Below are 25,520 nucleotides of genomic sequence, written 5' to 3'. Positions count from 1 at the left end.
GGAAGTTATCCACAGGCCTGGGGCCGCCGTGGGAAAACCGGTGTCGGTGGGGTGCGGCAGGGTGGAACCATGACGGACATGGGGCTGGAGCGGATCGCGCTGATATCGGACGTGCACGGGAACCTGACGGCGTTGGAGGCGGTGCTCGCGGACATCGAGCGGCGGGGGATCGGGCGGATCTTCAACCTCGGTGACTACGTCGGGAAGGGACCGCGCGGGCAGGCGGTGGTGGACCGGTGCCGGGAGGTCTGCGAGGTGAACATCCTCGGCAACTGGGACGACTCGCTGCCCGACCCGGACCGCGAGTTCGACACCGAGGGTTTGCGCTGGTGGCAGAAGGAACTGCGCGAGGACCAGGGGACCTGGCTGCGAGGGCTCCCGTTCTGCCACGACTTCCTGCTCAGCGGCCGGCAGATCCGGTTGTTCCACGCGTCGTCGACGAGCGTTCACAAGCGCGTCCGGTTCGATCACGACGAGGCGGAGTACCGGCTGATGTTCGAGAACACCGAGGCCACCGGCGACGGACCGATCCCGACGATGGTCGGCTACGCCGACACCCACGACCCGTTCTACGAGGTCGATCTCGGCCGGACGCTGTTCAACATCGGCTCGGTCGGCAACAGCCTGGACGATCCGACTCCGGTCTACGCGATCCTCGAAGGCGTGCCGGACTCACCCGATCCGGCGACGTTCTCGATCCAGTTCGTCCGCGTCCCGTACGACGCGCACGCCGAGCTCGAGATCGCCCGCGAACTCGGCATGCCCGAACTCGACGGCTACGAGGCCGAGATCATCCGGGGTCTGTACCGCGGCAACTTCTACACCGGCGAACCGCACACCTACCACCGCCGGCTCCGCACCGCCTGAGGAGGTTGTCCCCAACGTTGTCCACAGGTGTGGATTAGGTGCCCCGAGCAACGGTCCGACCATCGGATGTTCACCCGGTGGTCACTTGACCAGGAGAGCTTCCGAACCTACAGGCCGGTATCCGGCCGCGAGGAACGTGCGCATCGATGCAGCATTGCCCGGTGTGACCTGCGCCCAAACGTGTGCATTCGCAGGAATCAAGGCCCGCGCGGCCCGCGCCAGCCGGCGCCCGTGTCCCTTGCCGCGGGCGTCTTCCGGTACTTCGATCGCACACTCGACGCGATCCGCGAGACCGCGTCCGGTCAGCACGAACCCGCCGTACTCGTCCACGTACACACGGACGTCGTCGCGGGTGTGCAAGGCGTTCTCGATCCGGGGGTGCTTGTGGTCGGTCACTTCGCTGAGACCGGCGGTCGCCGCGCCGCGCTCCGCCGGGTCGGTGACTGCCGGCGCGAGGAGCATCGCGTCGAGGGAGGCCACGTGGCGTCCGGTCGCCGCCTCGAGAGCCGACAGGAACGGCGGGTTCGTCGGTGCGCACAGGTCGCCTGGTGGCAGTCGCTCCGCGACCCAGGCGGCGTCGACATCGGCGGCGATGACGATGTGGGCGGTGAACGCGAGCAGGCAGGACGCTCGGTCCGACGGCGGGGGCACGACGGTGGTGCCGAGGTCCGGGGGCGGGAACGCGCCGCGTTCGACGCCACGCAGAATGTCAGCAAGAGTGTTCATCACGACCATTGTCGGCGGTACGGAGGGCAAGGACATGCGGAAGCCGCAGGTGGAGCGGGCCGACGGACTGCCCGGCCGGGTCACGATCTACGAGGTCGGCCCCCGCGACGGACTGCAGAACGAGTCGGCGATCGTCGACGTGGCGGTCAAGGCGGAGTTCATCCACCGGCTCGTGGACGCGGGGCTGACGACCATCGAGACGACCAGTTTCGTGCACCCCAAGTGGGTGCCGCAGCTCGCCGACGCCGCGGAACTGCTCGAGGGGCTGGACCTGCCGGAAGCCGTCCGGGCGCCGGTCCTGGTCCCGAACGAGCGCGGCCTCGACCGAGCCCTGGCCGCGAACGTGCGGGAGATCGCGATCTTCGCCAGCGCGACCGAGACCTTCGCCGCGAAGAACCTGAACTCCACGCTGGACGACCAGTTCGCGATGTTCACCCCGACGATCGACCGTGCCCTGGCCGAAGGGCTGACGGTCCGTGGCTACGTGTCGATGTGTTACGGCGATCCGTGGGAGGGCGACGTACCGATCGACCAGGTCGTGAAGGTCGGCGCGCGGCTGGTCGAGCTCGGCTGCCACGAGCTGTCCCTCGGCGACACGATCGGTGTGGCGACGCCGGGTCAGGTGACCGCGCTGATCGCCGCCTTCGGTGCGGCTGGGGTGGGCGTCGACAAACTGGCTGTGCACTTCCACGACACGTACGGCCAGGCTCTGGCCAACACGCTGACCGCGCTCCGCGCCGGCGTCACCACGGTCGACAGCTCGGCGGGCGGTCTCGGCGGATGCCCGTACGCCGAGAGCGCGACCGGCAACCTGGCCACCGAGGACCTGCTCTGGCAGCTCGACGGCCTCGGCATCGAGACGGGCGTCGACCTGGAGAAGCTGGTCGCCACCAGCGTCTGGATGGCCGGTCAGCTGGGCAAGCCATCGCCGAGCCGGGTGGTGCAGGCGCTCGCCGGGTAATCCGCTGGGAAATGTCGGTAGGTGCGGTCAGGATGGTCGGGTGACTGATCGCCGGACCGAGCTCGGGGAATTCCTGAAGGCGCGGCGCGCCCGGGTGTCCCCCGAGGACGTCGGCCTGCCGGTCGGCGGTCGGCGTCGTACGCCCGGACTGCGCCGTGAGGAGCTCGCCCAGCTCGCTGGGGTCGGCGTGACTTGGTACACGTGGCTCGAGCAGGGCCGGCCGATCAACGCCAGTGGGCAGGTGCTCGACGCGGTCGCCGGGACGCTGCGACTCAGCTCGATCGAACGCGAACACCTGTATCGCCTGGCCGAGGCGACGCCGGCGCGGCCGCCGCGCGTGACCGATTGTGCGAACGAGAACGTCTTCGCCGAGATCCTCGGCGCGCTCGACCCGTTGCCCGCGGTGATCACGAACACCCGGTTCGACATCGTCCGGACCAACGCGGCGTTCAGCGATCTGTTCCACGACTGGCATGCACTGCCCTGCATCCACAAGAACCTGCTCTGGTGCCTCGTCACCGAGCCGACCTCCCGGCAGCAGTTGCTCAACTACGACACCGAGGTCCCGTATCTGGTCGGCCGGCTGCGGTCGGCGTACGGCGAGCATGTCGGCGATCCCGACTGGGAGACGGACCTGGAGCGGCTGCAGAAGCTGAGTCCGGAGTTCGCTCAGCTCTGGTCCCGGCACGAGGTCGCCGCGTGCAGTCCGCGTCCGCGCCACATCCTGCACCCGTTGGCCGGTGAGCTGCATCTGACCGTCACCGAGCTGGCCGTGCCCGCGCATCCGGAGCTGGTGTTGTTCGTCGAGACACCGGCCGACGAACAGACGCGCAGCCGGCTTCCGATGACCCGCCGCTCGGTGGCGGCGGCTGGGATCTGACGGTCAGCGGGACTTGGGTGGACCGCTCGGCGTACGCCAGGTGGTCAGGCAGAACGGGTGTCCGGCCGGGTCGAGGAAGACCCGGAACACCGATGGCTCCGGCTGGAGCGGGGTCGGGGTCGCGCCCGCCTCGATGACGCGGGTCTGCTCCGCGTCCAGGTCCGCCGCCATGAAGTCGAGGTGGCACTGCTGCGGCACGCGCGGATCCGGCCAGGTCGGCGCCCGGTAGTTCAGGTCGCGCTGGAAGCCGATGCTGTACGTCTCGAACCTCAGCTCCACGAACGCCTCGTGGACGACGGCCAGCTCACCACCCGCGACGCGCTGGTAGAACTCGCCCAGCTCCAGCGGATCCGGACAGTCGAGCGTCGGGCCCCAGAACGGCGCGACCACGCTCGTCAGGGCTCGATCGGGCGACGGATCCGGCGGACCAGACTCTTGTCGGCGTACTGGCCGACCCGGTACGTCGACCAGCCGTCGACGGTGGCGGCGACCGCGCCACCGAGCAACGGAACCCGCCGGGTGAAGGTGAGCGCCATCTTCTTCCCGCTGATCCGCGCGATCAGCTCGCCGACGACCTCACCGGCGACCTGCCGGTCCAGCTCGGGGTCGAACACCGGGGCGGTCGCGATCGCCAACGGCGACGTCGGGAGACTCGACTTCTCCAGCCGGTCGGTGATGCCGTCCTCGCCGAGCAGGCAGGTGATCACCGCGGTGCGGACGCGCGGGTCGCCGAGATCGTAGCCGCGCAGGTGCGCGATGGCCGCGACCATGCGTGCCTGGACGATCGCGATGCCGGTCAGGTTCGCGGGCAGCGCGACCGGGAGGGTGACCAGTCCGCCGAGGCCGGTGGCGAAGCCCTGCACACCGGCCAGCCGGATGTGCTGGTCGATCACCGCGTCAATCGCGAGCTGTGGGTCACCGCCGACCTTGGCCAGCTTGGTCTCGGCGATCCGCTCCGCGCCGGGGAACCGCTGATAGCCGTCGATCGCGATCTCGAGAACCTGGCGCAGGGCACCCGCTGCGGCTTGCGGCGCAAAGCGCTGCGCGGCGGGCGCGAGACTGCTGGCAACGAACCTGGCTACTCCGGCCACGGTGCTCCTTCCGGCCCTCCCCGCGACGGAGTCGGGGCGTGCTCCAACTCTACGTGGCTCCTGGTACCCCGCCACTCGGGAGAAACCCTTGGTGTCCCCTAGGTGGGAGGGGACGATGGGTCGTGGTCCAGGATGGTGGCGTGCCTGTCGAACCTGCTGGGTCTGTCTGGGAGTTTCCGCCGGTTGCGGTCGCCGGGGCGAGTGACGTGGTCGCGGGCGGCGCGGATCTGGCCCCGGGGACGGTACTGGCGGCGTACCGGGCGGGCCTGTTCCCGATGCCGGACCACCGCGGTTCGGTGCTGTGGTGGTCGCCGGTCGATCGGGGCGTGATCGAGGTGGCCGGGTACCGGCCGTCGCGGACGGTGCGGCGAGCCCGGAGCAAGTTCGAGATCCGGGTCAACACCGCGTTCGACCAGGTCATCCGGGCCTGCGCCGATCCGCGCCGGCCCGGCTCGTGGATCGACCGGGACATCATCGCGTCGTACACCGAACTGCACCGGCTCGGCTGGGTGCACTCGGTCGAGGCCTGGGACGGCGACGAGCTCGCGGGCGGCCTGTACGGCGTCGCGATCGGCGGGCTGTTCGCCGGGGAGTCGATGTTCCACCACAAGACCGACGGGTCGAAGGCCGCAGTGGCCGGGCTGATCGAGTTGCTGGACGACGAGTACGCCGCTGACCGGGTGCTCGACATCCAGTGGGTGACGGACCACCTGGCGACGCTCGGCGCGGTCTCGATACCGCGCGAGGTCTATGTACGCCGGGTCGCGCAGGCCGTCACGGTGCCGCTGCCCAAGGCCTTCAGCTGAGGCCGATGAACTTCGCCATCTGCCGGGTGGCCGCGTCGTAGAAGTCGTCCGCCGGATCCATCGTCCCGACCAGCTGACCGAAAAGCTCGAAGCTGATCATCCCGAACAGCTGCGTCCAGGCGATCACCACTCGCAGCAGGATCCGGTGCGGTACGCCGGGAGCGATCGCGGCAATCACGTCGAGCTGTTCGGGCAGCTTGCCGGTGGGCTCCGGCGCGTCGCCGAGAAGCTTGAGCCAGCCTTCCGCGTGGGCCCGGCTCACGATGCGCAGCAGGACGATCGGCGTCCGCGCGGCGGGCTCGACCGTCGCCTGCGGTGCCTGGTAGCCACTGATCGGTGAGCCGTAGATGAGGGCGTACTCGTGTGGGTTGGCCCGTGCCCACTCGCGGAGGGCGGCGCACACCGCCAGCCACGCCTGGATCGGGTGCTCGTAGTCCTTCGCCGCGGCCGACTCGGCCGCCGTACCGAGAGCGTCGTACGCGTCGATGATCAGGGCGGTGAGTAGGTCGTCGCGGCTCGGGAAGTACCGGTAGAGCGCGGACGAGACCATGCCGAGCTCGCGGGAGATCGCGCGCAGCGACAGCGACTCGGCTCCCTCGGTGGCGAGTTGCCGGCGGGCGGCTGCCTTGATCTCCTCGGTCAACTCGGCGCGGGCTCTCTCGCGTGCGGTGCGTCCGGCGTTCATAGAGGCAGTGTGCCACAAAATCGAGAGCAGTGCTCTTGACAGGGAGCGGTGCTCCGGTATTCACTGATCACAACAGAGAGCACCGCTCTCGCAGACTTGGAGGGGCACCACGATGCCGGAGTACAAGCAGACCTACGACGCCAACCGCGTGATCACCGCTGCCGACGGCAGCATGCGGATCTTCAACCGGATCGTCGCGCGCTTCACCAAGCTCGGGATCAGCCTGATGGGCAGCCGGGTCCTGTCGGTCCGCGGCCGCAAGACCGGCGACTGGCGGAGCACCCCCGTCAACCTCCTGGTCCTCGACGGACAGCGCTACCTGGTGGCGCCCCGCGGCCACACCCAGTGGGTGAAGAACCTCCGCGCCAGCAACGAGGGCCGGCTCCAACTGGGCCGCAAGATCGAGACCTTCCGCGCCGAAGAGGTCCCCAACGCCGACAAGCTCCCCGTCCTCCGCCTCTACCTGAAGAAGTGGGCCTGGGAGGTAGGGACCTTCTTCTCCGGCGACGTCACCAAGAACTCCCCCGAAGAAACCCTTCTCCACATCGCCCCCGGCGTCCCCGTCTTCAAGATCCACGCTGTCTGAGCCGGCATCAGTGGTACGCGGTGGCCTGGATCCGATACAGCTCGGCGTACTGACCGTTGCGCGCCATGAGCTCGTCGTGCGTTCCCGTCTCGACCAACCGGGCACCGTCCAGGACGACGATCAGGTCGGCCATTCGCACCGTCGAGAAGCGGTGTGAGACCAGAATCGTGATCCGTCCGTCCGTGCTGTTCCTGGCCGCCGCCGCATAGCGTTCGAACAGGGCATGTTCGGTCTCGGCATCCAGCGCGGCGGTCGGTTCGTCGAGCACCAGAAGCAGTGGCCGATCCCGCATGAAGCCCCGGGCCAGTGCCAGCTTCTGCCACTGCCCGAAGCTGATCTCGGCTCCATCCGGCCAGGTCGAACCGAGCTGGGTGTTCAGCCCGGCCTCGAGCCGCTCCACGACGTCCTCGGCCCCGGCGCGGCCGACAGCGGAGGTGACGGCCGCTTCATCGTCCAGCCTCGGCAGATCCCCGAGCCCGACGCTGTGGTCGGCCCGGAACTCGAACCGGAAGAAGTCCTGGAAGGCACCGGCGATCTTCAGCCGCCACGCCTCGGCCGGCATCCGGTCCAGTGGCAGGCCGTCAATCAGAACCCGTCCGTCGGTCGGCTCGTACATCTTGCAGATCAGCTTCACCAGGGTGGACTTGCCGGCGCCGTTCTCCCCGACGACGGCGATCACCTTGCCCGCCGGCAGTCGCAGCTCGACGTCATCCAGCGCAGGCTGGTCGGATCCGGCATAGGCGAACGAGACGTGCTCCAGCCGGATGCCGTCGGTGAGCTGGTCGGGCGCAGCCAGATCCGCGGTGGTGTCGAACGAGGCCGCGTAGTTCTCCAGCCAGACCAGCCGCCGGGATCCGTCCAGCCAGATCCCGCGCAGGAAGCCGATCTCGCCGACTGTCGCACCGATGTACGACGACAACCGCGCACCGGCCGCGAGGATCAGCAACACCTGACCGACCGAGCCGTTCAGTCCGGATGCGACGAACAGCACGGCACCAACGTAGGCCGCGCCGAACACGGCCCAGGCGGCGGCATGCCAGGCGGCGCTGGTCCAGCGGGCCGCGGCCATCGGGGCGTACCACCGCTCCCACTCGCGACGACGGTTCACCACCAGGTCCCGGCCGATGCCGAGCACGCGGACCTCTTTGCCGGGAGCGGGTGTGGTCGCGGTCTTGAACAGGTGCTCGGCCAGGCGGCTGTCGGCGGCGTACCGCTCCTCGACCTCGCGCTCGACGCCCGGCCGCCAGCTCGAGCTGAGGACGGTGGGCAGCGCGAACACCAGCAGGAGCACCAGCACCGGATCGATCGACATCAGCAGAGCGACAGTCACCCCGAGCCGCAGGATCCAGCCGCAGGTGGAGAACAGCGACATGTACATGTGGTCGAGCACGAACACCTGTTTGCGCAGGACCGACAGGCGGTCCAGGAAGTCGCGGTGTTCGTGGTGCTCGACGGTGGCGACGGACGCCTGCAGCCGGGCCACGTGCGCCTCGAGCATGATCGTGACGCGGTCCCGGAATCGCCGGGAGACTCGGGCCGACAGCGTCCGCAGGAACCAGGTCGCCGTGACGGAGAGCGCGAGCCCACTCACGGCCAGCAGAACGGCTCGCCTGTCGTCCTGGAGAACACCCTCAGCGAGCACCGCGAGCCACAACGCGAGCAACGCGTCCGGCAGTGCGGCCAGCAAAGTCATCCCGAAGGCGAAGACCAGGAGCCCCGGCTCGTGCTGATAGCCCAGTCGGCACAGCCGCCACATCGCCGGCAGTGCCTTCGGCAGGTCGTCGATCTCAGAGCGTGTCATAGCTCATCCCTTGTTCGTCGACCTCCGCGGTGAAGCGTTGGGCCTGGAGATCGAACATCGTCCGGTATCGCCCACCGAGGTCCATCAGTTCCTCGTGGCTGCCGAGCTCGACGACCCGGCCGGCCTCGAGGACACAGATCCGATCGGCATGGCGGACGGTCGAGAACCGGTGCGAGATCAGGATCGTGGTGACATCGCGGGTCGCCGTCAGAATGCGGTCGAAGATCGCCGCCTCGCCCCGGACATCCAGTTGGGCCGTCGGCTCGTCGAGCAGCACCAGTCCGGCGCCCTGCCGGACGGCGCACAGCGCCCGCGCCAGCGCGATCCGTTGCCACTGACCTCCGGACAGGTCGATGCCGTCGCCGTAGCCCGTGGCCAGCCGGGTGTCGAGGCCGGCCAGGTCGCCGGCACCGGCGTCCGCGAGTGCGGCCAGGATGTCCGCCTCCGGAGCACCGGCCGGTGCGACGTTGTCCCGCACGGGGAGCTCGAGCCGCAGGAAGTCCTGGAAGACCGCGGTGACTCGGGTCCGCCAGCCGTCGGTGTCGAGGTCACGCAGGTCGTCCCCGTCGACCTCGATCGATCCGGCGTCCGGGTCGTACAACCGGCACAGCAGCTTGGCCAGCGTGGTCTTGCCGGCGCCGTTCTGGCCGACGACGGCCAGCGACGAGCCGGCCGGCACGGTCAGATCGAGTCCATCGAAGACCGGCTGGGTGGCGTGCGGATACCGGAAACTCAGATCACGGATCTCGATCGCGACCGCTCCCCGGCGCACGGGCGTCGCATCGCCGGCCGGTCGCCGGGCGGGCGTCAGCGCACCGGCCGGTGCCATCGCGGGCTCCAGCCGCCGTACTGCGACCACGGGTGCCGCCGCTCCGTCGAGGACCCAGTTCAGCCCACCGAACGCGATCATGCTGACCCCGATCGCGACCTGGGCGAAGACGACCAGCCGGTCGAGATCCAGCCGGCCGTCGATCGCGGCCGCTCCGAGCGCCCAGAAGACGAGGCCGTTGGCCACTGTGACGATCAGCAGACACCAGATCATCGGGCGTTCTCGCAGTCGCGTCGCGGCGTGCTGCAACTCGAACAGGCGCCGGCGCCGATCGGTGAACCGCTGCACGGTCCAGTCGGCCAGCCCGAACAGCCGCACCTCCTTCGCGGCGTCCGGCTCGACGGCCAGCCGATAGGCGTAGTCGGCGTGCCGCTGCGCCGATCGAACCTCGGTCGTGTTCCGGTCCCGCCAGACACCACTTTCCCGGAGCAGCCAGTGCGTCGCCGACCAGGCGCCGACGAGCAGCAACGGCGCCCACCAGTTGAACCCGAACAGCACCACCGCGGACGCGACACCGCCGGCGAGCTCGACCAGGCCGCCCGCGGCGAAGTCGACGTTCATGTACATCGGTGGCCCGGTCTGGCCGCGGTCGAACTCCCGCGCCACGGTCAGGTCCTCGGCGAGCTCCGGGTCCTCGAGGTGGCCGATCCCCGGCGGTCCCACACAGGCCTCCGCGAGCGCGTCGTTGAGCCAGGCGGCGACCCGGCTGCCGAGGTTGGCGCTGACGGCCTGGTGAACGGGCGTGAGCACTTGGAGCAGGACGAACGTCGTACCCATCAAGGTCAGCGGAGCGGCCAGAGCAGACCCGTGCTGGACCGCACCGACCATCGACCCCATCGCGATCGCGAACACCGCGGGCAGCGCGCCACGGGCCAGCAGCAGCAGCCACCAGACCGTGGCCAGCACCGGATCCGCCTTGGGCAGAACCGCGAAGAACTGCCATTCGGGGCGGCGACGCAGGCGGCTCATCATTTCCTCACCATGGCACGCCGCACCGACGGAAATCTTGAATATTTGCCGGATCCCTCGGTGCTGGCACCATGGCGGCATGATTACTCCCGAGCAGTTGAGCGCGGCGCCGAAGGTTCTTCTGCACGACCACCTGGATGGTGGGGTGCGGCCGGAGACGGTGCTGGAGCTGGCGAAGGAGATCGGGCATGTGCTGCCGCGGTCCGATGCCGGGGAGCTCGGGGAGTGGTTTGTCGAGTCGGCGGACTCGGGATCGCTGGAGCGGTACCTGGAGACCTTCGACCACACGGTCGCGGTGATGCAGAACGCCGACGCGATCAAGCGCGTGGCGAGCGAGTGTGTGCAGGACCTCGCTGCGGACGGCGTGGTGTACGCCGAGGTGCGGTACGCGCCCGAGCAGCACCTGAACGGCGGGCTGTCGCTGGAGGACGTCGTCGACGCGGTCCATGAGGGTTTCGAGCACGGCATGGCGAGAGCGGAGCGGCCGATCGTCGCGCGCCAGTTACTGACCGCCATGCGGCACAAGGCCCGTTCGATGGAGATCGCCCAGCTCGCGGTCGCGTACCGCGATGACGGGGTGGTCGGGTTCGACATCGCCGGCGCCGAGGCCGGTTACCCGCCCACCCGCCACCTGGACGCGTTCGAGTACCTGCAGCGGGAGAACGCGCACTTCACCATCCACGCCGGCGAGGCGTTCGGCCTGCCGTCGATCTGGCAGGCGATCCAGTGGTGCGGCGCCGACCGGCTGGGCCACGGCGTCCGGATCATCGACGACATCAACTACGACCCGGACACCGGCAAGGCTGAGCTCGGCCTGCTGGCGGCGTACGTGCGGGACCGGCGGATCCCGCTGGAGATGTGCCCGAGCTCGAACCTGCAGACCGGCGCGGCCGAGTCGATCGCCGACCACCCGATCGGCCTGCTCGCCAAACTCCGGTTCCGGGTCACGGTCAACACCGACAACCGCCTGATGAGCGGTACGTCGATGAGCCGCGAACTGACCCTGCTCGCCGAGGCCTTCGACTACGGCCTGGCCGACTTCCGCTGGTTCGCCATCAACGCGATGAAGTCCGCGTTCCTCCCCTTCGACGAACGCCTCACGATCATCGACCAGGTCATCAAGCCCTGGTACGCCGACGCCCTAGCCGAGGCGAAGTAGCATCTTGCCCGCGGTGGATCCGGCCGCCCGGATCGCCGCGGGAGCGTCGTCCAGGTCGGCCGTACCTGCGATGAGCGGCGACAGATCGATGCCCTTGGCAAGTAGCTCGACCGCCTCGGTGATCTCGTCGACGAAGCGGTAGGAGCCGGTCCAGGTGATCTCGCGGGTGACGAGGTCGGCCAGTACGGCCGGGGTCGGGGCGATCGGCAGATTGCCGACCTGCACGACGGTCCCACCGCGGGCGGTCGCGCGCAGGAGTGGACCGAGGGCAGCGGGTACGCCGGATGCCTCGACAACGAGCTCGACGTCCTCGGGCAGCTCGGTCGAGGAGAACACGTCGTCGGCGCCCACCATCCGCGCCTGATCCAGCGCTGCCACGCTCACATCCGCCGCGACCACCCGGCCCGCGCCGCGGGCCTTCAAAGCCGCAACCACCAGGCACCCGATCGACCCGGCGCCATTCACCAGCACCTCGCGGTCGTCCAGCGGACCGAGCCGCCCGACCGCATGCAACGCCACACCCAGCGGCTCGGCCAACGCGCCGAGCCGAGTGGAAACGCCGGCCGGGAGCAAGCGCAGTTGCGACGCCCGCAACACCTTGTACGTCGAGAAGGCGCCGTCGACATGCGGATCGAAGGCGGCGGACCCCAGATACCGGACCGCACGGTGCAGGTTCGTCCGCCCCATCAACCGTGCGGGCAGCGGCTCGTCCGACGGAGTCGCCGGATGCACAGTCACCGCATCACCAACGGCGTACGACGTCACTCCTTCACCCAGTACGGCGACCCGCCCGGCGACCTCATGCCCGAGCACCAAGGGATGGCGCAGTACGGCGGTCCCGGACGAGCCGTGCAGCGCGTACGAGATGTCGCTCCCGCACACCCCGCCCCACTCCATCGCCACCAGAACATCGCCACGGCCGGGTGACGGATCGGGCCGTTCCTCGACCCGTACGTCACCCGGTCCGTGGACCACGACTGCTCTCATGCACCGATCATGCTCACACCGAGCGCTGGTAGGTGCGGAACGCGCGCGTCGACAGCCAGCCGACGAACAGGGTGAAGGCCAGCAGCGAACCGGAGTGGCGCAGGACCGACGACCAGTCCGGGTCGGCCGCCAGGGCTTGGCGGGCGGCGATCGCGGCCCAGTCCACCGGGTTGAAGCGCGCCGCGACGCTCACCCAGTGCGGTGCCACCGACGGGTCGATCATGATCGACGACATGAACGTCAGCGGCAGCGAGACGAACTGCGAGATCCCGATCAGCGCCTCCTGCTGCCGCGTCAGCAGCGCCACGGCGTTGGACAGCGAGCCGAACCCGATCCCGACCAGCATCGACACCCCGATCGTGACCAGGTAGCCGACCGCGCCGCCGTCGTACCGAGCGCCCGCGGCCATACCGATCGCGAACACCAGGATGGTCTGGATCAGCGTCGTGGTCGCGTTGCTGATCAGCTGACCGGCCATCAGGCCGCCACGGCTGACCGGCGAGGCGAGCATCCGGTCCATCACGCCGCGCTCCATGTCCGCGATGAACGTCGTACCGCTCCAGCCGCTCGTCATGAGCGCGGTCATCATCACGATCCCGGGCGTCAGGAACGCGATGTACGACGAGTCGCTGAAGCCCGGGATGTTCACGACACCCTCGAACAGTTGCCCGAACAACAGCAGCCAGATCGCCGGCTGGACCAGGGTGAACGCGATCAACGCCGGCTGCCGGTACTGCGCCCGCAGCCACCGGCCGGTGATGAAGCGAGTGTGCGACGTGAATCCCGGAACTGCAGTCGACATCACGCAGCCTCCTCTTCCACCGCACGGAACGTGCGTCCCGTGTACTGCAGGTACACGTCGTCGAGCGACGGCCGGGACACAGTCACCGCGGCGACCGGAATCGCCTTGTCCTCAAGGGCTCCCAGTACGGCGGGGACCGCGGTCGCACCTCGGTCCACCCGGGCGCGCAGCGCGTTGCCCTCGACAACGATCTCGCCGATGCCGGCGAGCCCGCTGAGCAGCGCGCGGACGCTGCCGTCGAGGTCCGGGTCGACCAGCTCGACGTGCACCGAGTCGCCGCGCAGCTCCGCCTTCAGCGCCTCCGGGGTGCCTTCGGCAACGATCTTGCCGTGGTCGACGATGGCGAGCTGACCGGCCAGCCGGTCCGCCTCTTCGAGGTAGTGGGTGGTGAGCAACACCGTCAGGCCTTCGTCCCCGGACAGCCGGCCGACCTCGTTCCACAGATCGGCGCGGGCCTCGGGATCGAGACCGGTGGTCGGCTCGTCCAGGAACAGCACCCGCGGCCGGTGCACCAGCCCCAGCGCGACGTCCAGCTTGCGCTGCATGCCGCCGGAGTACGTCTTGACCTGACGATCGCCGAATTCGGTCAGCCCGAACCGCTCGAGCAGTTCCGCGGCCCGGCGTACGGCGTCCGTCCGGGACAGGCCGTAGATCCGGCCGCTGAGCACGAGGTTCTCGACACCGGTGGCCATCGGGTCCGAGCTGGACTTCTGCGGTACGTACCCGATCGCGCGACGGACCTGGTCCTGTTCGCCGCCGACGTCGTACCCCGCGACCCGCGCCGTACCGGAGTCGGCGCGGGACAGCGTGGTGAGGATCTTGACGGTGGTGGACTTGCCGGCGCCGTTCGGGCCGAGAAGGCCGAGGACGATGCCTTCCGGGACACTGAACGTCAGCCCGTCCAGTGCGCGCAGCGGAGGCTTCTTGCGGCCGGCCGGGTACGTCTTGACCAGGTCAACCGCCTCGAGGGCATGCGTAACCATCTGGTGGCTCCCTTGTGGGTGATGGGAGCCGGTCCGCTGCTGGCTATCCTGATGGTTGCGCCTTGGGTGCCAGGTCTTGGGACCGACTCGAGGAACTGCGGCCCTTGACCCTGGTGTTGCCGCACCGTGGGTCGAGGGCCGTCTCGTACAGTTACTGGGCTTCCGGTGGCATCGCCCGCATCCACTCGAACTCGGTCCCGAAGTACTTGACCGGGTCCTTGAGCTGCTCGGCCGGGGTGATGCCGTCCTCCTCGAAGAGCTTCCAGGCCTTGCGCCAGAAGGCGGAGCCGCCCAGCGTGTCGGTGCGGATCTCCTCGGCGAGTTGGTGCACGTACTCCGACTCGGCCTTGAGCAGCGCGAGCCGGAACTCCGACTCGACCCAGAAGATGCGCGGGAAGTCGATCGACGCCATTTGCTCGTGCAGTGCGGTCGTCTCCTCGATGTCCGCGTCGATCGCCCTGGCGCGCTGCTCCAGCAGCTCGGCCGCGCGGTCGGGTCGCAGGCCCGGCAGGTACGCCAGGCCGGCCTCGAGGGGATGGAACTCGCGGGTGGCCGTGCCGACCAGCTCGGTCAGCCAGTCGTCGAACTCGGCCTGCCCGGTGCCGGTGATCTGGTACACCGTCCGCTCCGGCCGATTGCCCTCCCGGACCGTCTCCAGCGCCTCGATGAAGCCGTTCTTCTCCAGTGCCGCGACGACCGAGTAGAGCGAGCCGTAGTTCATCTTGATGCTCTGGTCCTTGCCACGGGCCCGGAGCATCGTGGAGATCTCGTACGGGTGCATCGGCCGCTCGCCCAGACTCCCGAGCACGGCGAAAGCCAGGGGATTCCCGACCTTCCGCTTGGCCATCGGACCTCCTCGATCTCAATTACTCGAAATCGAGTATTAGTCCGAGGGTATCCGATGTCAAGTATTCGAGAGCGGCTTGACCCAGCGGGACCACTCGGGCTGCGGCGCGTACCCGGCGGTCGACCAGACACCGTGTGCCTGGGCGTTGTCGTCGAGCACCATCGCGTCCGCTCGCGTCCCGCCGTACGCCGCGAACCGGGCCTCGGCCCTCGCGACAAGCTCCCGTCCGATGCCTCGGCGGCGGTGGGTCGGGGCGACCGCGAGGCGGTACAGGTGGCAGCGCCAGCCGTCCCAGCCGACGATGATCGAGCCGACGACCGTGTCGTCGTCGACGGCAAGGATCAGCGCCTCGGGGTCGCGGGCGATCAACCGCAGCACGGCCTCGGGTGAATCCGGCGGGCGGTGAGAGTCCTCGGCGGCGACGGCCCAGAAGGCCATTACGTCGTCCGCATCGGCAGCGACCGCGGCGCGGTAGGTGAGCATCAGCTGGCGGTCTGGAACGTACGGCGATAGTCCTGTGGCGGCACGCCCACCACCCTACGGAAATGGTGGCGGAGCAAAGCTGCCGTCCCGAATCCTGATTCGGCGGCGATCTGCTCGATGCCCATCCGCGTCTGCTCGAGCAGGGTGCGGGCGCGGAGGACGCGCTGGGTGGTGACCCACTTGAGCGGCGTGGTGCCTGTCTCGGCGACGAAGCGACGTGCGAACGTGCGCTCGGACATCTGGGCGCGGCGGGCCAGCGCGGGCACGGTGTGCTCGATGGTCAGGTTGTCGACCATCCAGTCGAGCACCGGCTGCATGCTCTCGCTCGACGACTCCGGCACCGGGACGTCGACGTACTGCCGCTGGCCGCCGTCGCGCTGGGGTGGCACGACCATCCGGCGGGCGATCCGGGTCGCGACCGCGCTGCCGAGCTCACGGCGGACCAGGTGCAGGCACGCGTCGATCCCGGCCGCGGTGCCGGCACTGGTGATGATGTTGCCGTCGTCGACGAACAGCACGTCCGCATCCAGCTTCGCCAGCGGGAACTGCTCCTGGAACTTCTTCTCGTAGCGCCAGTGCGTCGTACACGGCCGCCCGTCCAGCAGGCCCGCCTTGCCGAGCACGAACGCACCCGAGCAGACCGTCAGCAGGATCGCCCCGCGGGCCTCGGCCCGCCGCAGCGCCTCGAGAATGCGCTCGTCGTACTCCTCCCGCCAGGTCGTCGCCGGCAGCGCGACCAGGTCGGCGTCCTCGAGCTCCTCCAGCCCGTACGGCGCGATCACGGCGGAGTGACTGCTGCTCCGCAGCGGCTGGCCGGGTGTGGTCGAGCACACCTTGAAGTCGAACGCGGGCACACCGTCATCGGTCCGGTCGAGGCCGAACACCTCCGACACCACCCCGAACTCGAACATTGCGACGTCTTCCATCAGCACGACCGCGATCTTTTCCAGCATGGAACCAGTATGGCAGTAATTAGTGGAACTATGTCAATAGTGCCAATGGTGGCTGGATCTAGTTGGTAGCATGATTACTGCCATGACCGGATACATCGTTTTCGTAGTACTCGTGCTGGCCGTGATCGCGGCTCTGGAGTTCAGCAACAGGCGCCACTCGACCGGTCTGTCCACCGGTCCGGACGGTTCCTGGGTTGCTGACGACCGCGACCTGGCCCGGACCAAGCTCGACCTGCTCGCTCTCGGCAGCAAGGCCGAACCCTTCAACCACAAGCCCGTGACGACCGCCGGCTCCGTGCACACGATCCGCCGGACCCGTCTCACCACGCACCACGGCCGCCACGCGGCCTGACCGATACATCAGAAAGGCCCGCCGGGACTTCCCGGCGGGCCTTCTGTTTGATCAAACCCCGCCTACTTTGATCAAACCCTGCTTAGCCGGCGCCGCCAGGTCGGCGTGGTGGCGTTGGTGATCGCCCGCAGTACGCCTTCCACGGGTCCGTAGCCGTAGCGGTTCAACCAGAGGTGGCTCAGCACCACCTGTACGGCGAAGATCGCCACCGCGATGCCCATGGTCGCGAGCGGCGACACCTGCCCGACCAGGCCCAGTCCGACGCCGGTGAAGATCAACACCGTCGCCACCGATTGACCCAGGTAGTTGGACAGTGCCATCCGCCCAGCCGGTGCCAGCAGGCGGCGGACGTCCTGGCCCCGGTCGGAGTGCATGACCCTGAGCAGCGTTGCGACGTACGCCGCGGTCAGGAAGGGCGCGGTCAGCACGCTGGCCAGTACGGCGCCGGTGTCGCCGTTCCCACCCGCGGACGCGTAGACGATCCCGCCGGTGATGCCGATGGTGAAGCCGAGCAGTTGAATCAGCCGTAGTACTGCCTCGGTGCCGGTGACGTTCGTGAGCATCCGCCGGCGGCCGAGCACCATGCCGATCAGGAACGCGGCCAGAGTCGTCGGGCCTTGCACAGCCAGCAGCGACAGGCCGTACGTCGGCATAGCCCGGACATGCTCGCCGATGACATCGCTGAACGAGCCGGCCAGGTTGGCCGCGGTCTGCTGTGCCGAGGCGACGGCCGTGGTCGGGTCGATGACAGCCGACGTGTCCATGAACAGCGTCGCCGCACCCAGCGTGATGAATAGGTAGGCGTAGATGGAGCCGGCGACGATCAGCGCCGTCCGGTCCGACACCCGCCGCATGCCGAGCAGGACCAGACCGATCAGCGCGTACACGCTGAGGATGTCACCGGTGATCAGGAAGATCCCGTGCAGTGCCCCGATGACGAACAGGCCGCCGAGCCGCCGCAGCATCCGCGGCTTGAACGCGGCGCCGGCCTTCTGCGCCGCCTCCAGCTGCAACTGGAAGCTGTACCCGAACAGGAACGAGAACAGCAGATAGAACTTCATGTCGACGAACGCCGCCGACAACCAGTGCACCGTCTGATCCAGCCACGAGTGGTACGCCGGATCCTCGGCCAGGTGGATCGGGAAGCCCGAGGCGGCGAAGGTGATGTTCACGATCAAGATGCCCAGCAGGGCGAAACCACGCAGCGCGTCGATGTCCTGGATCCGCGTCCGATCGAGTCCCTGGCTCATGTGCTCCAGCACACCAACCCCAACCCCCGGACACACTCACCCTGCCCCCTCCCCTAGGGGTGGACTTTCACCTACCCCGGGGAATCGGCGCGCTGAAGCGGCCTCCCGGTCTGATGACCGAGGACGAGGCCGGAGAGTGGCGTCTGACGGAGAATCCGAACCGGCTCTCCGCCACCTACACCCTCCAGGCCCACAAGCCTGCCTACTGCGCCCGCCGCTGCTGCATCTTCTGGAACGCTTCCTTGATCTTCCGCTGGTTCTCCGGCTTGCTCAGCTCACGCTGGGCGATCTGGGCCAGCTTGGCGACGACGGCGCCCTTCACCAACGTCTTCACAAACCCCATGAGGGCCTCCCTACTCTGTTGCCACTGACGGTATCCGCCCGAAGCAAGCGTCTCCAATAGGTGATTCACCGGAGAAACCCGGAACCTGACCGGGGCCGGCGGGGTGGGGAGAGCGGAGACACTGTCCCTGGCTTGCGGCACACTGGGACGGTGCCAGAGTTGCCGGAGGTGGAGTCGCTGGCGGTGTTCCTGCGGGAGCGAGCCGTCGGCCGGGCGTTCGTGCGTGCGGACATCACCGCGATCAGTGCGTTGAAGACGTACGATCCGCCGATCTCGTCGCTGGTCGGGCTGCTGATCGACGACGTCCAGCGGCACGGGAAGTTCCTGGACATCTCGGCTCAGGGTGTGCACCTGGTGATCCACCTGGCGCGCGCCGGCTGGCTGCGATGGCGCGAGGAGCAGTCGACCGGGCTGGTGCGGCCGGGGAAGGGTCCGATCGCGCTGCGGACGGTGCTGGACGACGGCTCCGGGTTCGACCTGACCGAGGCCGGCACGCAGAAGAAGCTCGCGGTGTACGTCGTTCGCGACCCGGCCGAGGTCCCCGGGATCGCGCGGCTCGGGCCGGATCCGTTCACCCTGTCACCGGCCGATTTCAGCGACATCCTCAAGCGCCAGGGCCGGGTCCAGCTCAAGGGCGTCCTGCGGAACCAGTCGGTCATCGCCGGCATCGGCAACGCCTACTCCGACGAGATCCTGCACGTCGCGAAGATGAGCCCGTTCAAACCCGCCTCGAATCTGTCCGAGGACGAGCTGAAGACCCTGTACGACGCGATGCGCGAAACCCTCCAGGACGCCGTCGACCGGTCCGCCGGGCTCGCGGTCCAGGACCTGAAGTCGGAGAAGAAGTCCGGCCTGCGGGTGCACGGCCGCAAGGGCCAGAACTGCCCGATCTGCGGTGACATCGTCCGCGAGGTGAGCTTCGCCGACTCCGCGCTGCAGTACTGCGCCACCTGCCAGACAGGCGGCAAGCCGCTGGCCGACCGCCGCCTGTCCAAGCTCCTGAAATAGGAGCAGTCAAGCTCTTGAAATAGCAGTCAAGCTCCTGAAATAGCTGCTACGTCGTCATCAGATCGAACATCGTCTTCACGTCGGCCGAGTTCGGTGTCGACAGCAACGTCGGCGTACCGCTGGTCGTCCGTCGCGACGTCACCGCGAACACGTACCCGAGGTTCGCGTCGATCCGGTCCTTCAGCCACGGACCTCCGCTCGCGCCACCGTTCATCGAGCAGGTGAGAGCGGCGTCGGAGCCGCCCCACGCGAACGTGTCGCCGTCGCAGTAGTACGGCACCTCACCGTTGTACGGCGGCTCGGCCGGCCAACCCCAGATCCGGGCACCAGGCTGGTTCTGGCTGTTGCCCCAGACCAGTCCGTTCCCGCCGACCGCGTCGATCAGGTTTGCGCCGTTGCGCTGCTGCAGCGTGACGAACGCCTGGTCGTGGGTGAAGTCGCTGCTGGTCATCCACGAGTTGAACGTGCGCGCCTGGCTCCAGTTCCACAGGCCGTAGCCCGACTGGCCGTTGTAGTACGCCGGCGCGAACACGATGTTCGAGTGCCACGCGCCACCGCCGCCGCTGTGGACGCAGTGGCCGGCGGTGATGATCAGGTTCTTGTAGTTGTTGTTGATCGTGGATGCCGAGCACACGTAGTTGAGCCCGTTGTCGACGAAGAACAACTTGCCCGCCGTACTCGGAACGACGTCGTTCGCGAGCGTGTGGCCGAGCGGCGCGACCGGCTTCGAGGCGATGCCACTCGACGTGGAAGGCCTTTGTTTTGCTGAGGTTGCGGCGTCACCCGGCAGATCGGCCGGAATGGCGTTCTTCAGCTTCTCGGCGGTCCAGTAGCCGGTCGCGTCGAGCGCACCGGCCGGGACCTTCGACGGCAGCGCAGGAGCCTGTACGGCGGTTGTCGCGGCTGCTGGTGTGGATGGGGGAGAGACTGCGGCGGCTGTGCTGACGACGCCGCCGGTGAGCAGGATGCCGGCGGCCACAAGCCGGAGGGTTCTGGGCAGGGCATTGCGCATGGGTGACTCCTCGATCGGGGCGGAAGATCGATCAGCCTCAGTACAGGGGAACCGTTGCCGGAATTCAACCCATCACAGGTGAATCGACAACGGCGACGAGGCCGAGCGGCGCCCGGCGTCCAGCCGGGCTTCGAGGACGTACACGCCCGGCCGTCCGGTGATCGCGGCGGTCCACCCCGTCGACCCGCCGGGCTCGAGCTCCTCGAAGGTCCAGCGGCAGGTCCCCGTGGGCAGGGCCAGCTCGACCTCCCCCTGAGCGACCGTGCGGCCGAAGTTCGTGACGCGGACAACCAGCTCGCCGGCAGAACCGCAGGCGTGGATCGACGCCAGTACTGTGCCGACCGGCGCGACGAGCACCCGACGTACGCCGGCCGGAAGCGTCAGCGGGACGACGAGGCCGGCCGGCACCTGGAACGGACCGATGGTCCGGCCGAGGTAATCGATGGGCAGCGACTGGTTCGCCAGCTCGATCTCGCCGGTCGTTTCGCCGAAGACGCGGACTGCGACGTCCGCGGAGCGGCGGGCGACAAGGTGGGCCGTCTTACCGGGCGGCGTGAGGTCCCAGACGCCGTCCGCGTTGGCGGTGACCGTGTCCGGCGGGACGATCCGCAGCTTGCCCTCCAGCGAGACCCGGACAACGGCGCGCTCGGTGGACTCGGGCAGGCGGACGAGCAGATCGTCGCCATCGTGCCGCCAGGTCAGCGCCTTGCCGGTACCGTCCTCGACCACGTGCCGCGGCGTGGTCGCCAGGCCCGGCAGCCGGACCTCGTGGTTGGGGGGACGGCGGGTGATCCGGAGCAGCAGGAGCTCGCCGTTCCGCAGGATCGCCTCGCCCCACGGCTGCGGCCCGAACTCGCCGGGGATGCCCTGAATCAGTGCCAACGCCGCCGCCTCCTCCGATCTACGTTCCGCAATCGGGTCTGCCGGTGTCAACGCGATTTCACGCCTCGGCCCGCCGTGGCCGGATCGCGTCACCGGCGTCTGGGATGATCGGAGGCATGTTCCAGAATCAGCAGATCCCCTCGGTCGTGGTGGCCGAACTCGACGACACCTTGCTGGCGGAGGCGTTCGTGCTCGACGTACGCGAGCCCGACGAGTGGGACCGCGGGCACATCCAGGGCGCCGTGCACATCCCGCTCGGCGACCTGCAGCAGCGGGTCGGCGAGGTGCCGGCGGACCAGAAGGTGCTCTGCGTCTGCGCGGTCGGCGGACGGTCCGGGATGGCCACCCAGTTCCTGAACTCGATCGGCCGCGAGGCGATCAACCTGGACGGCGGCATGCACGCGTGGCAAGTGTCGGGGCGCCCGGTCAGCACCAACTGATCCGATCAGTAGAGAAGAAAACCTTCCGGTCAGCCTCTGGAGACGTTACTTTGTCACCGGTCGGTTGACCGGCGTACACCTGTGCCTCATGTGGCGGTAGAGCGCACCACGTCGGATGGCCGCGTCCGTCCACGTTGGGGAGGCTCCCGTGTCGCTCTTCCGTCCCTTGACCACAGCTATCGGCGTGGGCGGCCTGCTGGCCGGTGTCGTCGTCAGCCCGTCCCACGCGCAGACCGCGGACGGGCCGATCCCGGACGCCGGCATCGCCGGTGACGGCGTACTGACGACGCGCGAGGACAGCCCGGTCGCGCCCGGCGTGAACTACACGTCGTTCGAGCGACTGGACCCCAAGGGCTGGCAGCGCGGCGACATCCTGACCACCGACCTGGACAAGCACGGCGTGACGGTCGACTACGTCAACACCGGCAAGGTCTCCGGCGGTACGCCGCTCAGCCAGCAGCTGGCGAGCCGAGGTGCGATCGCCGGCGTCAACGGCGACTTCTTCGACATCAACGACACCACCGCACCGCTCGGTGTCGGCGTCCAGCGGGACGGCCGGCTGATCAACGCGCCGGCCACCGGCCACAACGACACAGCGGTGATCGGCAAGGACGGCCTTGGCCAGATCGCGCAGCTCTTCCTGCAGGGCAGTGCGACCGACGACGACGCGACCAAGCTCGAGCTGACCAACCTGAACTCGCCGGCCGTCAACTCCGGCGGCATCGGCCTCTACACGCCGGAGTGGGGTGACGCGGCCCGGACCCGGACCGTCGACGGCCTGCCGACCGTACGCGAGGTGATCCTTCGCGACGGGGTGGTCGTCTCCTCGGCCGCCACTCCGGGCACCACCCCGCTGGCCGCGAACGAGCAGGCGCTGATCGGCCGGGAGGCGGGCGCCGACGCCCTCACCGCCTTCGAGGTCGGCGACAAGGTCGACGTCGAGTACGGCCTGCGCCCGGATGCAGCGAACGTCGCGGTCGGCATCAGCGGCAACTACCAGTTGGCCAAGGACGGTGTGGTCCCCGCCGACGTACCGGACGCCGACCTCGCACCGCGCACCGCGGTCGGTTTCGACAAGGACGGCAGCAGGATGTTCCTGCTGACCGTCGATGGCCGGGCGACCGGCTCCCGCGGCCTGTCGCTCAAGGAGATGGGCGAGCTGATGATCGGCCTCGGTGCCGACGATGCGCTCAACCTGGACGGCGGCGGCTCGTCCACGATGCTGGCCCGCTCGCCCGGAGGGGCCGGCCCGCACGTGGTGAACGACCCGTCCGACGGCGGCGAACGCTTGATCCCGAACGGCCTCGGACTCCTTCCGGTGAAGGGCTCCGGCAGGTTGAAGGGCTACCAGGTCGAGGCTCTGGGTACGGCGGCCGACGGCCCGGACGCCGATGTGTCACGCAGCTCCCGCGTCCTCACCGGCCTCAGCCGAGTTCTCACCGCCACCGGCCACGACGAGACCTACGCTCCCGCGACAGGTACGCCGTACTGGTTCGCCGGGAGCAATGTCGGTGTCGACCAGCAGGGCGTGGTGACAGGACGGCGAGCCGGCGATGTGGTGGTCACGGCGGCTCGCGGTTCCGCGAACGGGAGGTTCCCCATGACGGTCCTCGGTACGCCGGCCCGCCTGGCACCGTCGACGCGGCAGGTGTCGCTGGCGGACTCCGCCGCGAAGGGGTTCTTCGAGGTCGACGGGTACGACGCCGACGGGTTCTCCACCTGGATCGAGCCGCGGGACGTCGAGCTGACCTACGACCCGGCCGTCGTCAAGGTGGTTGCCAAGGGCAATGGGTTCGAGGTCAACGTGCTCAGCGACGAGGCGGTCTCGACGGTGGTCACGGCCAAGGTCGGTGACCTGACCACGCAGCTCAGTGTCACCGCCGGTCTGAGCAGCACGGTCGTGGACGAGGTCGACGACCTGACCAAGTGGGCCGCGAACGCCGTACCGGTCGGTGCGGCGACGGCATCGGCGTCCGCCGCCGAAGGGCATGACGGCGGCCAGGCGATCGCGCTCGACTACTCGCTGACCGGCAGTACGGCGACGCGTGCGGCGTACCTCTCGCAGACGCCGCAGCAGACGCTGCCCGGGCAGCCGCAGAAGCTCGGCGCCTGGGTCTACGGCGACGGCAAGGGCGCGTGGCTGCGGGCGAACGCGTACGACGCTGCCGGTGGTACCGCGCAGACGCTGAACCTCGCGGCCACCGTGGATTGGACCGGCTGGAAGTATGTCGAGGCGGACATCCCGCCCGGTCTGGCCATGCCGCTGCGGTTCTGGCGGATCTATGTGGTGGAGACCGTGCCGACCCGGCAGTACTCCGGACGGATCATCGTCGACGACCTGACCGTTCGCAGCGCGCCGCCGGTGACCGTGGCGCCGCCGGCGAAGGTGATCGACCCGATGGTGGTCACGGACGGCACGGTGACCGGCGGTGGTCGCTGGCGCTTCGCGGTGATGTCGGACGCGCAGTTCACCTCCGACGACCCGAACTCCGACTACGTCAAGCAGGCCCGGCGCACCATCCGCGAGGCACTCGCGCAGCACCCGGACTTCCTGGTGATCAACGGCGACTTCGTCGACCGGGCCTTCCCGAACGACATCGCGCTGGCCAAGCAGATCATCGACGAGGAGGTGGCCGGCAAGGTGCCGGTCCACTACGTGCCCGGCAACCACGAGAGCTACGGACCGGGTGACCTGTCCGAGTGGACCAAGGTGTTCGGGTCGCCGACCAGCACCTTCGATCACAAGGGCACGCGGTTCGTCCTGCGTGACTCCTCGCTCGGTTCGCTGCGGGCCGGTGGGTTCGATCAGATCCGCGACCTGCGCGCGCAACTGGACGACGCGGCCCGGAACGAGTCGATCCGGAACGTCGTGGTGATGGCGCACCACCCGATCGACGACCCGTCCCCGACGGCCAACTCGCAGCTCGGTGACCGCAAGGAAGCGGCGATGGTGGTGAAGTGGCTGGCCGACTTCCGCGCGCAGACCGGCAAGGGAGCGGCGTACATGGCAGCGCATGCCGGGACGTTCGCCGCCACCCGGACGGACGGCGTACTGCTGCCGCTGACCGGCAACTCGGGCAAGAGCCCGGCCGCGGCACCGGACGCGGGTGGCTTCACCGGCTGGGCGCTGGTCGGGATCGACCCGAACGCCGCGGCCGCGCCGGCCGGCGAGCGGAAGTGGTCGGCGCCGGAGCGGTCCTGGTTCCAGGTCGAGCTGCGGCCGCACGTGGACTCGCTCGAGCTCGCGGCGCCTGCGACGCTGCACCGAGGTGAGACGGGTACGGCGGCCGCGACTGTGGTCCAGGACGAGCGCCGGGTGCCGGTTGCGTTCCCGGTGTCGTCCGACTGGTTCGGCTCGGCGCTCCTCCACATCGGTCCGGCCAACACCGCGCCGTTCTGGGCCGTCGCGTCGTACGACCCGGCCACCGGCAAGGTGACCGGCATCCGCCCAGGCTCGGTCCAGCTGGGCGTCACCGTCAACGGCGTCTCCAAGACCACCACAATCGAGGTCACTTGGTAGCCCTCTCGTGGGTTGACCCATGGCGTGCGGTTGGCCAACCCACCGGCTGGTGGGCCTACCCATCGGAGGGGACGGGCGGGGGCGGCGTCGGCCCCTGTCGTGGGTTGACCCACGAGAGTGTGGGTTGACCCATGGCGTGCGGTTGGCCAACCCATCGGCTGGTGGGCCTACCCATCGGAGGGGGACGGGCGGGGGCGGCGTCGGCCCCTGTCGTGGGTTGACCCACGAGAGTGTGGGTTGACCCATGGCGTGCGGTTGGCCAACCCATCGGCTGGTGGGTGAATCGCCCCGGGTCTGA

26 protein-coding genes are annotated in these 25,520 nt (G+C 68.9%); 10 read left to right on the top strand and 16 right to left on the bottom strand.

The window, feature by feature from the left end:
• Positions 1-69 precede the first annotated feature (69 nt).
• Positions 70-867 (top strand): metallophosphoesterase family protein, encoded by a 798-nt coding sequence (locus OG817_RS37055; RefSeq protein ID WP_406049582.1) that lies wholly within the window; start codon positions 70-72, stop codon positions 865-867.
• Positions 868-948: 81 nt separating this feature from the next.
• On the opposite strand, the gene OG817_RS37050 is transcribed toward OG817_RS37055, so the two are convergent.
• On the bottom strand, positions 949-1,593 hold the full coding sequence (locus OG817_RS37050) for a GNAT family N-acetyltransferase (protein WP_406049580.1): 645 nt from the start codon (positions 1,591-1,593) through the stop codon (positions 949-951).
• Between the two features lie 34 nt (positions 1,594-1,627).
• Between OG817_RS37050 and OG817_RS37045 the strand changes: the two genes are divergently transcribed.
• Both OG817_RS37045 and OG817_RS37040 read left to right on the top strand, forming a co-directional pair.
• Positions 1,628-2,554 carry a hydroxymethylglutaryl-CoA lyase gene (locus OG817_RS37045; protein ID WP_406057594.1) on the top strand — a complete coding sequence of 309 codons (927 nt, stop codon included), beginning with the start codon at positions 1,628-1,630 and terminating at the stop codon, positions 2,552-2,554.
• Between the two features lie 40 nt (positions 2,555-2,594).
• Positions 2,595-3,434, top strand: a complete 840-nt coding sequence (locus OG817_RS37040) for a helix-turn-helix transcriptional regulator (protein WP_406049578.1) — start codon at positions 2,595-2,597, stop codon at positions 3,432-3,434.
• 3 nt (positions 3,435-3,437) lie between these two features.
• Here OG817_RS37040 and OG817_RS37035 read toward each other — a convergent pair whose 3' ends face one another.
• Both OG817_RS37035 and OG817_RS37030 read right to left on the bottom strand, forming a co-directional pair.
• Complete coding sequence (locus OG817_RS37035; protein ID WP_396394346.1) at positions 3,438-3,824, bottom strand: VOC family protein; 387 nt, start codon at positions 3,822-3,824, stop codon at positions 3,438-3,440.
• 5 nt (positions 3,825-3,829) lie between these two features.
• Complete coding sequence (locus OG817_RS37030; RefSeq protein ID WP_406049576.1) at positions 3,830-4,525, bottom strand: EcsC family protein; 696 nt, start codon at positions 4,523-4,525, stop codon at positions 3,830-3,832.
• Between the two features lie 140 nt (positions 4,526-4,665).
• Between OG817_RS37030 and aat the strand changes: the two genes are divergently transcribed.
• The gene (gene aat, locus OG817_RS37025) at positions 4,666-5,331 is read left to right on the top strand and encodes a leucyl/phenylalanyl-tRNA--protein transferase (RefSeq protein WP_396394344.1); all 666 of its coding nucleotides are present in this window, start codon (positions 4,666-4,668) and stop codon (positions 5,329-5,331) included.
• Here aat and OG817_RS37020 read toward each other — a convergent pair.
• On the bottom strand, positions 5,324-6,016 hold the full coding sequence (locus OG817_RS37020) for a TetR/AcrR family transcriptional regulator (protein ID WP_406049573.1): 693 nt from the start codon (positions 6,014-6,016) through the stop codon (positions 5,324-5,326). The genes aat and OG817_RS37020 overlap by 8 nt on opposite strands.
• Before the next feature lie 112 nt (positions 6,017-6,128).
• On the opposite strand from OG817_RS37020, the gene OG817_RS37015 reads away from it, so the two are divergent.
• Positions 6,129-6,602, top strand: coding sequence for a nitroreductase family deazaflavin-dependent oxidoreductase (locus OG817_RS37015; protein ID WP_406049572.1), 474 nt, complete (start codon positions 6,129-6,131; stop codon positions 6,600-6,602).
• 7 nt (positions 6,603-6,609) lie between these two features.
• On the opposite strand, the gene OG817_RS37010 is transcribed toward OG817_RS37015, so the two are convergent.
• A complete protein-coding gene (locus OG817_RS37010; protein WP_406049570.1) occupies positions 6,610-8,403 on the bottom strand; it encodes an ABC transporter ATP-binding protein in 1,794 nt (597 codons plus the stop codon).
• Positions 8,390-10,201: an ABC transporter ATP-binding protein gene (locus OG817_RS37005; RefSeq protein WP_406049569.1), complete on the bottom strand. Its 1,812-nt coding sequence runs from the start codon at positions 10,199-10,201 to the stop codon at positions 8,390-8,392. Before OG817_RS37005 ends, OG817_RS37010 begins: the two co-directional genes overlap by 14 nt.
• Before the next feature lie 79 nt (positions 10,202-10,280).
• Between OG817_RS37005 and OG817_RS37000 the strand changes: the two genes are divergently transcribed.
• Positions 10,281-11,360 carry an adenosine deaminase gene (locus tag OG817_RS37000; protein WP_406049567.1) on the top strand — a complete coding sequence of 360 codons (1,080 nt, stop codon included), beginning with the start codon at positions 10,281-10,283 and terminating at the stop codon, positions 11,358-11,360.
• On the opposite strand, the gene OG817_RS36995 is transcribed toward OG817_RS37000, so the two are convergent.
• The 6 genes from OG817_RS36995 to OG817_RS36970 all read right to left on the bottom strand — a co-directional run bounded on the left by OG817_RS36995 (position 11,343) and on the right by OG817_RS36970 (position 16,415).
• Complete coding sequence (locus tag OG817_RS36995) at positions 11,343-12,347, bottom strand: L-idonate 5-dehydrogenase (protein WP_406049566.1); 1,005 nt, start codon at positions 12,345-12,347, stop codon at positions 11,343-11,345. The genes OG817_RS37000 and OG817_RS36995 overlap by 18 nt on opposite strands.
• A 13-nt stretch (positions 12,348-12,360) precedes the next feature.
• Positions 12,361-13,149 carry an ABC transporter permease gene (locus OG817_RS36990; RefSeq protein WP_406049565.1) on the bottom strand — a complete coding sequence of 263 codons (789 nt, stop codon included), beginning with the start codon at positions 13,147-13,149 and terminating at the stop codon, positions 12,361-12,363.
• Positions 13,149-14,132, bottom strand: coding sequence for an ATP-binding cassette domain-containing protein (locus OG817_RS36985; protein ID WP_406049564.1), 984 nt, complete (start codon positions 14,130-14,132; stop codon positions 13,149-13,151). Before OG817_RS36985 ends, OG817_RS36990 begins: the two co-directional genes overlap by 1 nt.
• 151 nt (positions 14,133-14,283) lie before the next feature.
• The gene (locus OG817_RS36980) at positions 14,284-14,979 is read right to left on the bottom strand and encodes a PadR family transcriptional regulator (protein ID WP_406049563.1); all 696 of its coding nucleotides are present in this window, start codon (positions 14,977-14,979) and stop codon (positions 14,284-14,286) included.
• A gap of 57 nt (positions 14,980-15,036) precedes the next feature.
• Positions 15,037-15,462, bottom strand: coding sequence for a GNAT family N-acetyltransferase (locus tag OG817_RS36975; RefSeq protein ID WP_406049561.1), 426 nt, complete (start codon positions 15,460-15,462; stop codon positions 15,037-15,039).
• Positions 15,462-16,415 carry a GlxA family transcriptional regulator gene (locus OG817_RS36970; RefSeq protein ID WP_396394333.1) on the bottom strand — a complete coding sequence of 318 codons (954 nt, stop codon included), beginning with the start codon at positions 16,413-16,415 and terminating at the stop codon, positions 15,462-15,464. The genes OG817_RS36975 and OG817_RS36970 overlap by 1 nt, the downstream gene beginning before the upstream one ends.
• Positions 16,416-16,497: 82 nt before the next feature.
• Between OG817_RS36970 and OG817_RS36965 the strand changes: the two genes are divergently transcribed.
• A complete protein-coding gene (locus OG817_RS36965; RefSeq protein WP_360437623.1) occupies positions 16,498-16,767 on the top strand; it encodes a hypothetical protein in 270 nt (89 codons plus the stop codon).
• A gap of 71 nt (positions 16,768-16,838) precedes the next feature.
• On the opposite strand, the gene OG817_RS36960 is transcribed toward OG817_RS36965, so the two are convergent.
• Entirely contained in the window at positions 16,839-18,017 is a 1,179-nt protein-coding gene (locus OG817_RS36960; RefSeq protein WP_406049560.1) for a DUF418 domain-containing protein, read from the bottom strand.
• Between the two features lie 202 nt (positions 18,018-18,219).
• The gene (locus OG817_RS36955) at positions 18,220-18,360 is read right to left on the bottom strand and encodes a hypothetical protein (protein ID WP_360437618.1); all 141 of its coding nucleotides are present in this window, start codon (positions 18,358-18,360) and stop codon (positions 18,220-18,222) included.
• Positions 18,361-18,510: 150 nt separating this feature from the next.
• Here OG817_RS36955 and OG817_RS36950 point away from each other — a divergent pair, with 150 nt between their 5' ends.
• Complete coding sequence (locus OG817_RS36950) at positions 18,511-19,368, top strand: DNA-formamidopyrimidine glycosylase family protein (protein ID WP_406049558.1); 858 nt, start codon at positions 18,511-18,513, stop codon at positions 19,366-19,368.
• Positions 19,369-19,414: 46 nt separating this feature from the next.
• Here the strand turns inward: OG817_RS36950 and OG817_RS36945 are convergent, their stop codons facing one another.
• Positions 19,415-20,380, bottom strand: coding sequence for a trypsin-like serine peptidase (locus OG817_RS36945; protein WP_406049557.1), 966 nt, complete (start codon positions 20,378-20,380; stop codon positions 19,415-19,417).
• Between the two features lie 72 nt (positions 20,381-20,452).
• On the bottom strand, positions 20,453-21,262 hold the full coding sequence (locus OG817_RS36940; RefSeq protein ID WP_406049556.1) for a hypothetical protein: 810 nt from the start codon (positions 21,260-21,262) through the stop codon (positions 20,453-20,455).
• A gap of 116 nt (positions 21,263-21,378) precedes the next feature.
• Between OG817_RS36940 and OG817_RS36935 the strand changes: the two genes are divergently transcribed.
• Both OG817_RS36935 and OG817_RS36930 read left to right on the top strand, forming a co-directional pair.
• Entirely contained in the window at positions 21,379-21,702 is a 324-nt protein-coding gene (locus OG817_RS36935; protein ID WP_396394328.1) for a rhodanese-like domain-containing protein, read from the top strand.
• Positions 21,703-21,850: 148 nt separating this feature from the next.
• Positions 21,851-25,222 carry a phosphodiester glycosidase family protein gene (locus OG817_RS36930; protein WP_406049554.1) on the top strand — a complete coding sequence of 1,124 codons (3,372 nt, stop codon included), beginning with the start codon at positions 21,851-21,853 and terminating at the stop codon, positions 25,220-25,222.
• Positions 25,223-25,520: the final 298 nt, after the last annotated feature.

Origin of the sequence: Kribbella sp. NBC_00889, from assembly GCF_045207705.1 — a bacterium.
Lineage (GTDB): Bacteria > Actinomycetota > Actinomycetes > Propionibacteriales > Kribbellaceae > Kribbella.
Note: the sequence above shows the minus strand (reverse complement) of the source record. Positions and strands in the feature narration are given on the sequence as shown.

Bases quoted from the DNA above. Each gene is read 5' to 3' on its own strand.
- OG817_RS36935 (WP_396394328.1), top strand. From the start codon at position 21,379: ATGTTCCAGAATCAGCAGATCCCCTCGGTCGTGGTGGCCGAACTCGAC.
- OG817_RS37005 (WP_406049569.1), bottom strand. From the start codon at position 10,201: ATGAGCCGCCTGCGTCGCCGCCCCGAATGGCAGTTCTTCGCGGTTCTG.
- OG817_RS37020 (WP_406049573.1), bottom strand. From the start codon at position 6,016: ATGAACGCCGGACGCACCGCACGCGAGAGAGCCCGCGCCGAGTTGACC.
- OG817_RS36945 (WP_406049557.1), bottom strand. From the start codon at position 20,380: ATGCGCAATGCCCTGCCCAGAACCCTCCGGCTTGTGGCCGCCGGCATC.
- OG817_RS36985 (WP_406049564.1), bottom strand. From the start codon at position 14,132: ATGGTTACGCATGCCCTCGAGGCGGTTGACCTGGTCAAGACGTACCCG.
- OG817_RS36955 (WP_360437618.1), bottom strand. From the start codon at position 18,360: ATGGGGTTTGTGAAGACGTTGGTGAAGGGCGCCGTCGTCGCCAAGCTG.
- OG817_RS37010 (WP_406049570.1), bottom strand. From the start codon at position 8,403: ATGACACGCTCTGAGATCGACGACCTGCCGAAGGCACTGCCGGCGATG.
- OG817_RS36970 (WP_396394333.1), bottom strand. From the start codon at position 16,415: ATGCTGGAAAAGATCGCGGTCGTGCTGATGGAAGACGTCGCAATGTTC.
- OG817_RS37045 (WP_406057594.1), top strand. From the start codon at position 1,628: ATGCGGAAGCCGCAGGTGGAGCGGGCCGACGGACTGCCCGGCCGGGTC.
- OG817_RS36960 (WP_406049560.1), bottom strand. From the start codon at position 18,017: ATGAGCCAGGGACTCGATCGGACGCGGATCCAGGACATCGACGCGCTG.
- OG817_RS36990 (WP_406049565.1), bottom strand. From the start codon at position 13,149: ATGTCGACTGCAGTTCCGGGATTCACGTCGCACACTCGCTTCATCACC.
- OG817_RS37015 (WP_406049572.1), top strand. From the start codon at position 6,129: ATGCCGGAGTACAAGCAGACCTACGACGCCAACCGCGTGATCACCGCT.
- OG817_RS36980 (WP_406049563.1), bottom strand. From the start codon at position 14,979: ATGGCCAAGCGGAAGGTCGGGAATCCCCTGGCTTTCGCCGTGCTCGGG.
- OG817_RS36965 (WP_360437623.1), top strand. From the start codon at position 16,498: ATGACCGGATACATCGTTTTCGTAGTACTCGTGCTGGCCGTGATCGCG.
- OG817_RS36975 (WP_406049561.1), bottom strand. From the start codon at position 15,462: ATGCTCACCTACCGCGCCGCGGTCGCTGCCGATGCGGACGACGTAATG.
- OG817_RS37000 (WP_406049567.1), top strand. From the start codon at position 10,281: ATGATTACTCCCGAGCAGTTGAGCGCGGCGCCGAAGGTTCTTCTGCAC.
- OG817_RS36995 (WP_406049566.1), bottom strand. From the start codon at position 12,347: ATGAGAGCAGTCGTGGTCCACGGACCGGGTGACGTACGGGTCGAGGAA.
- OG817_RS37055 (WP_406049582.1), top strand. From the start codon at position 70: ATGACGGACATGGGGCTGGAGCGGATCGCGCTGATATCGGACGTGCAC.
- OG817_RS37050 (WP_406049580.1), bottom strand. From the start codon at position 1,593: ATGAACACTCTTGCTGACATTCTGCGTGGCGTCGAACGCGGCGCGTTC.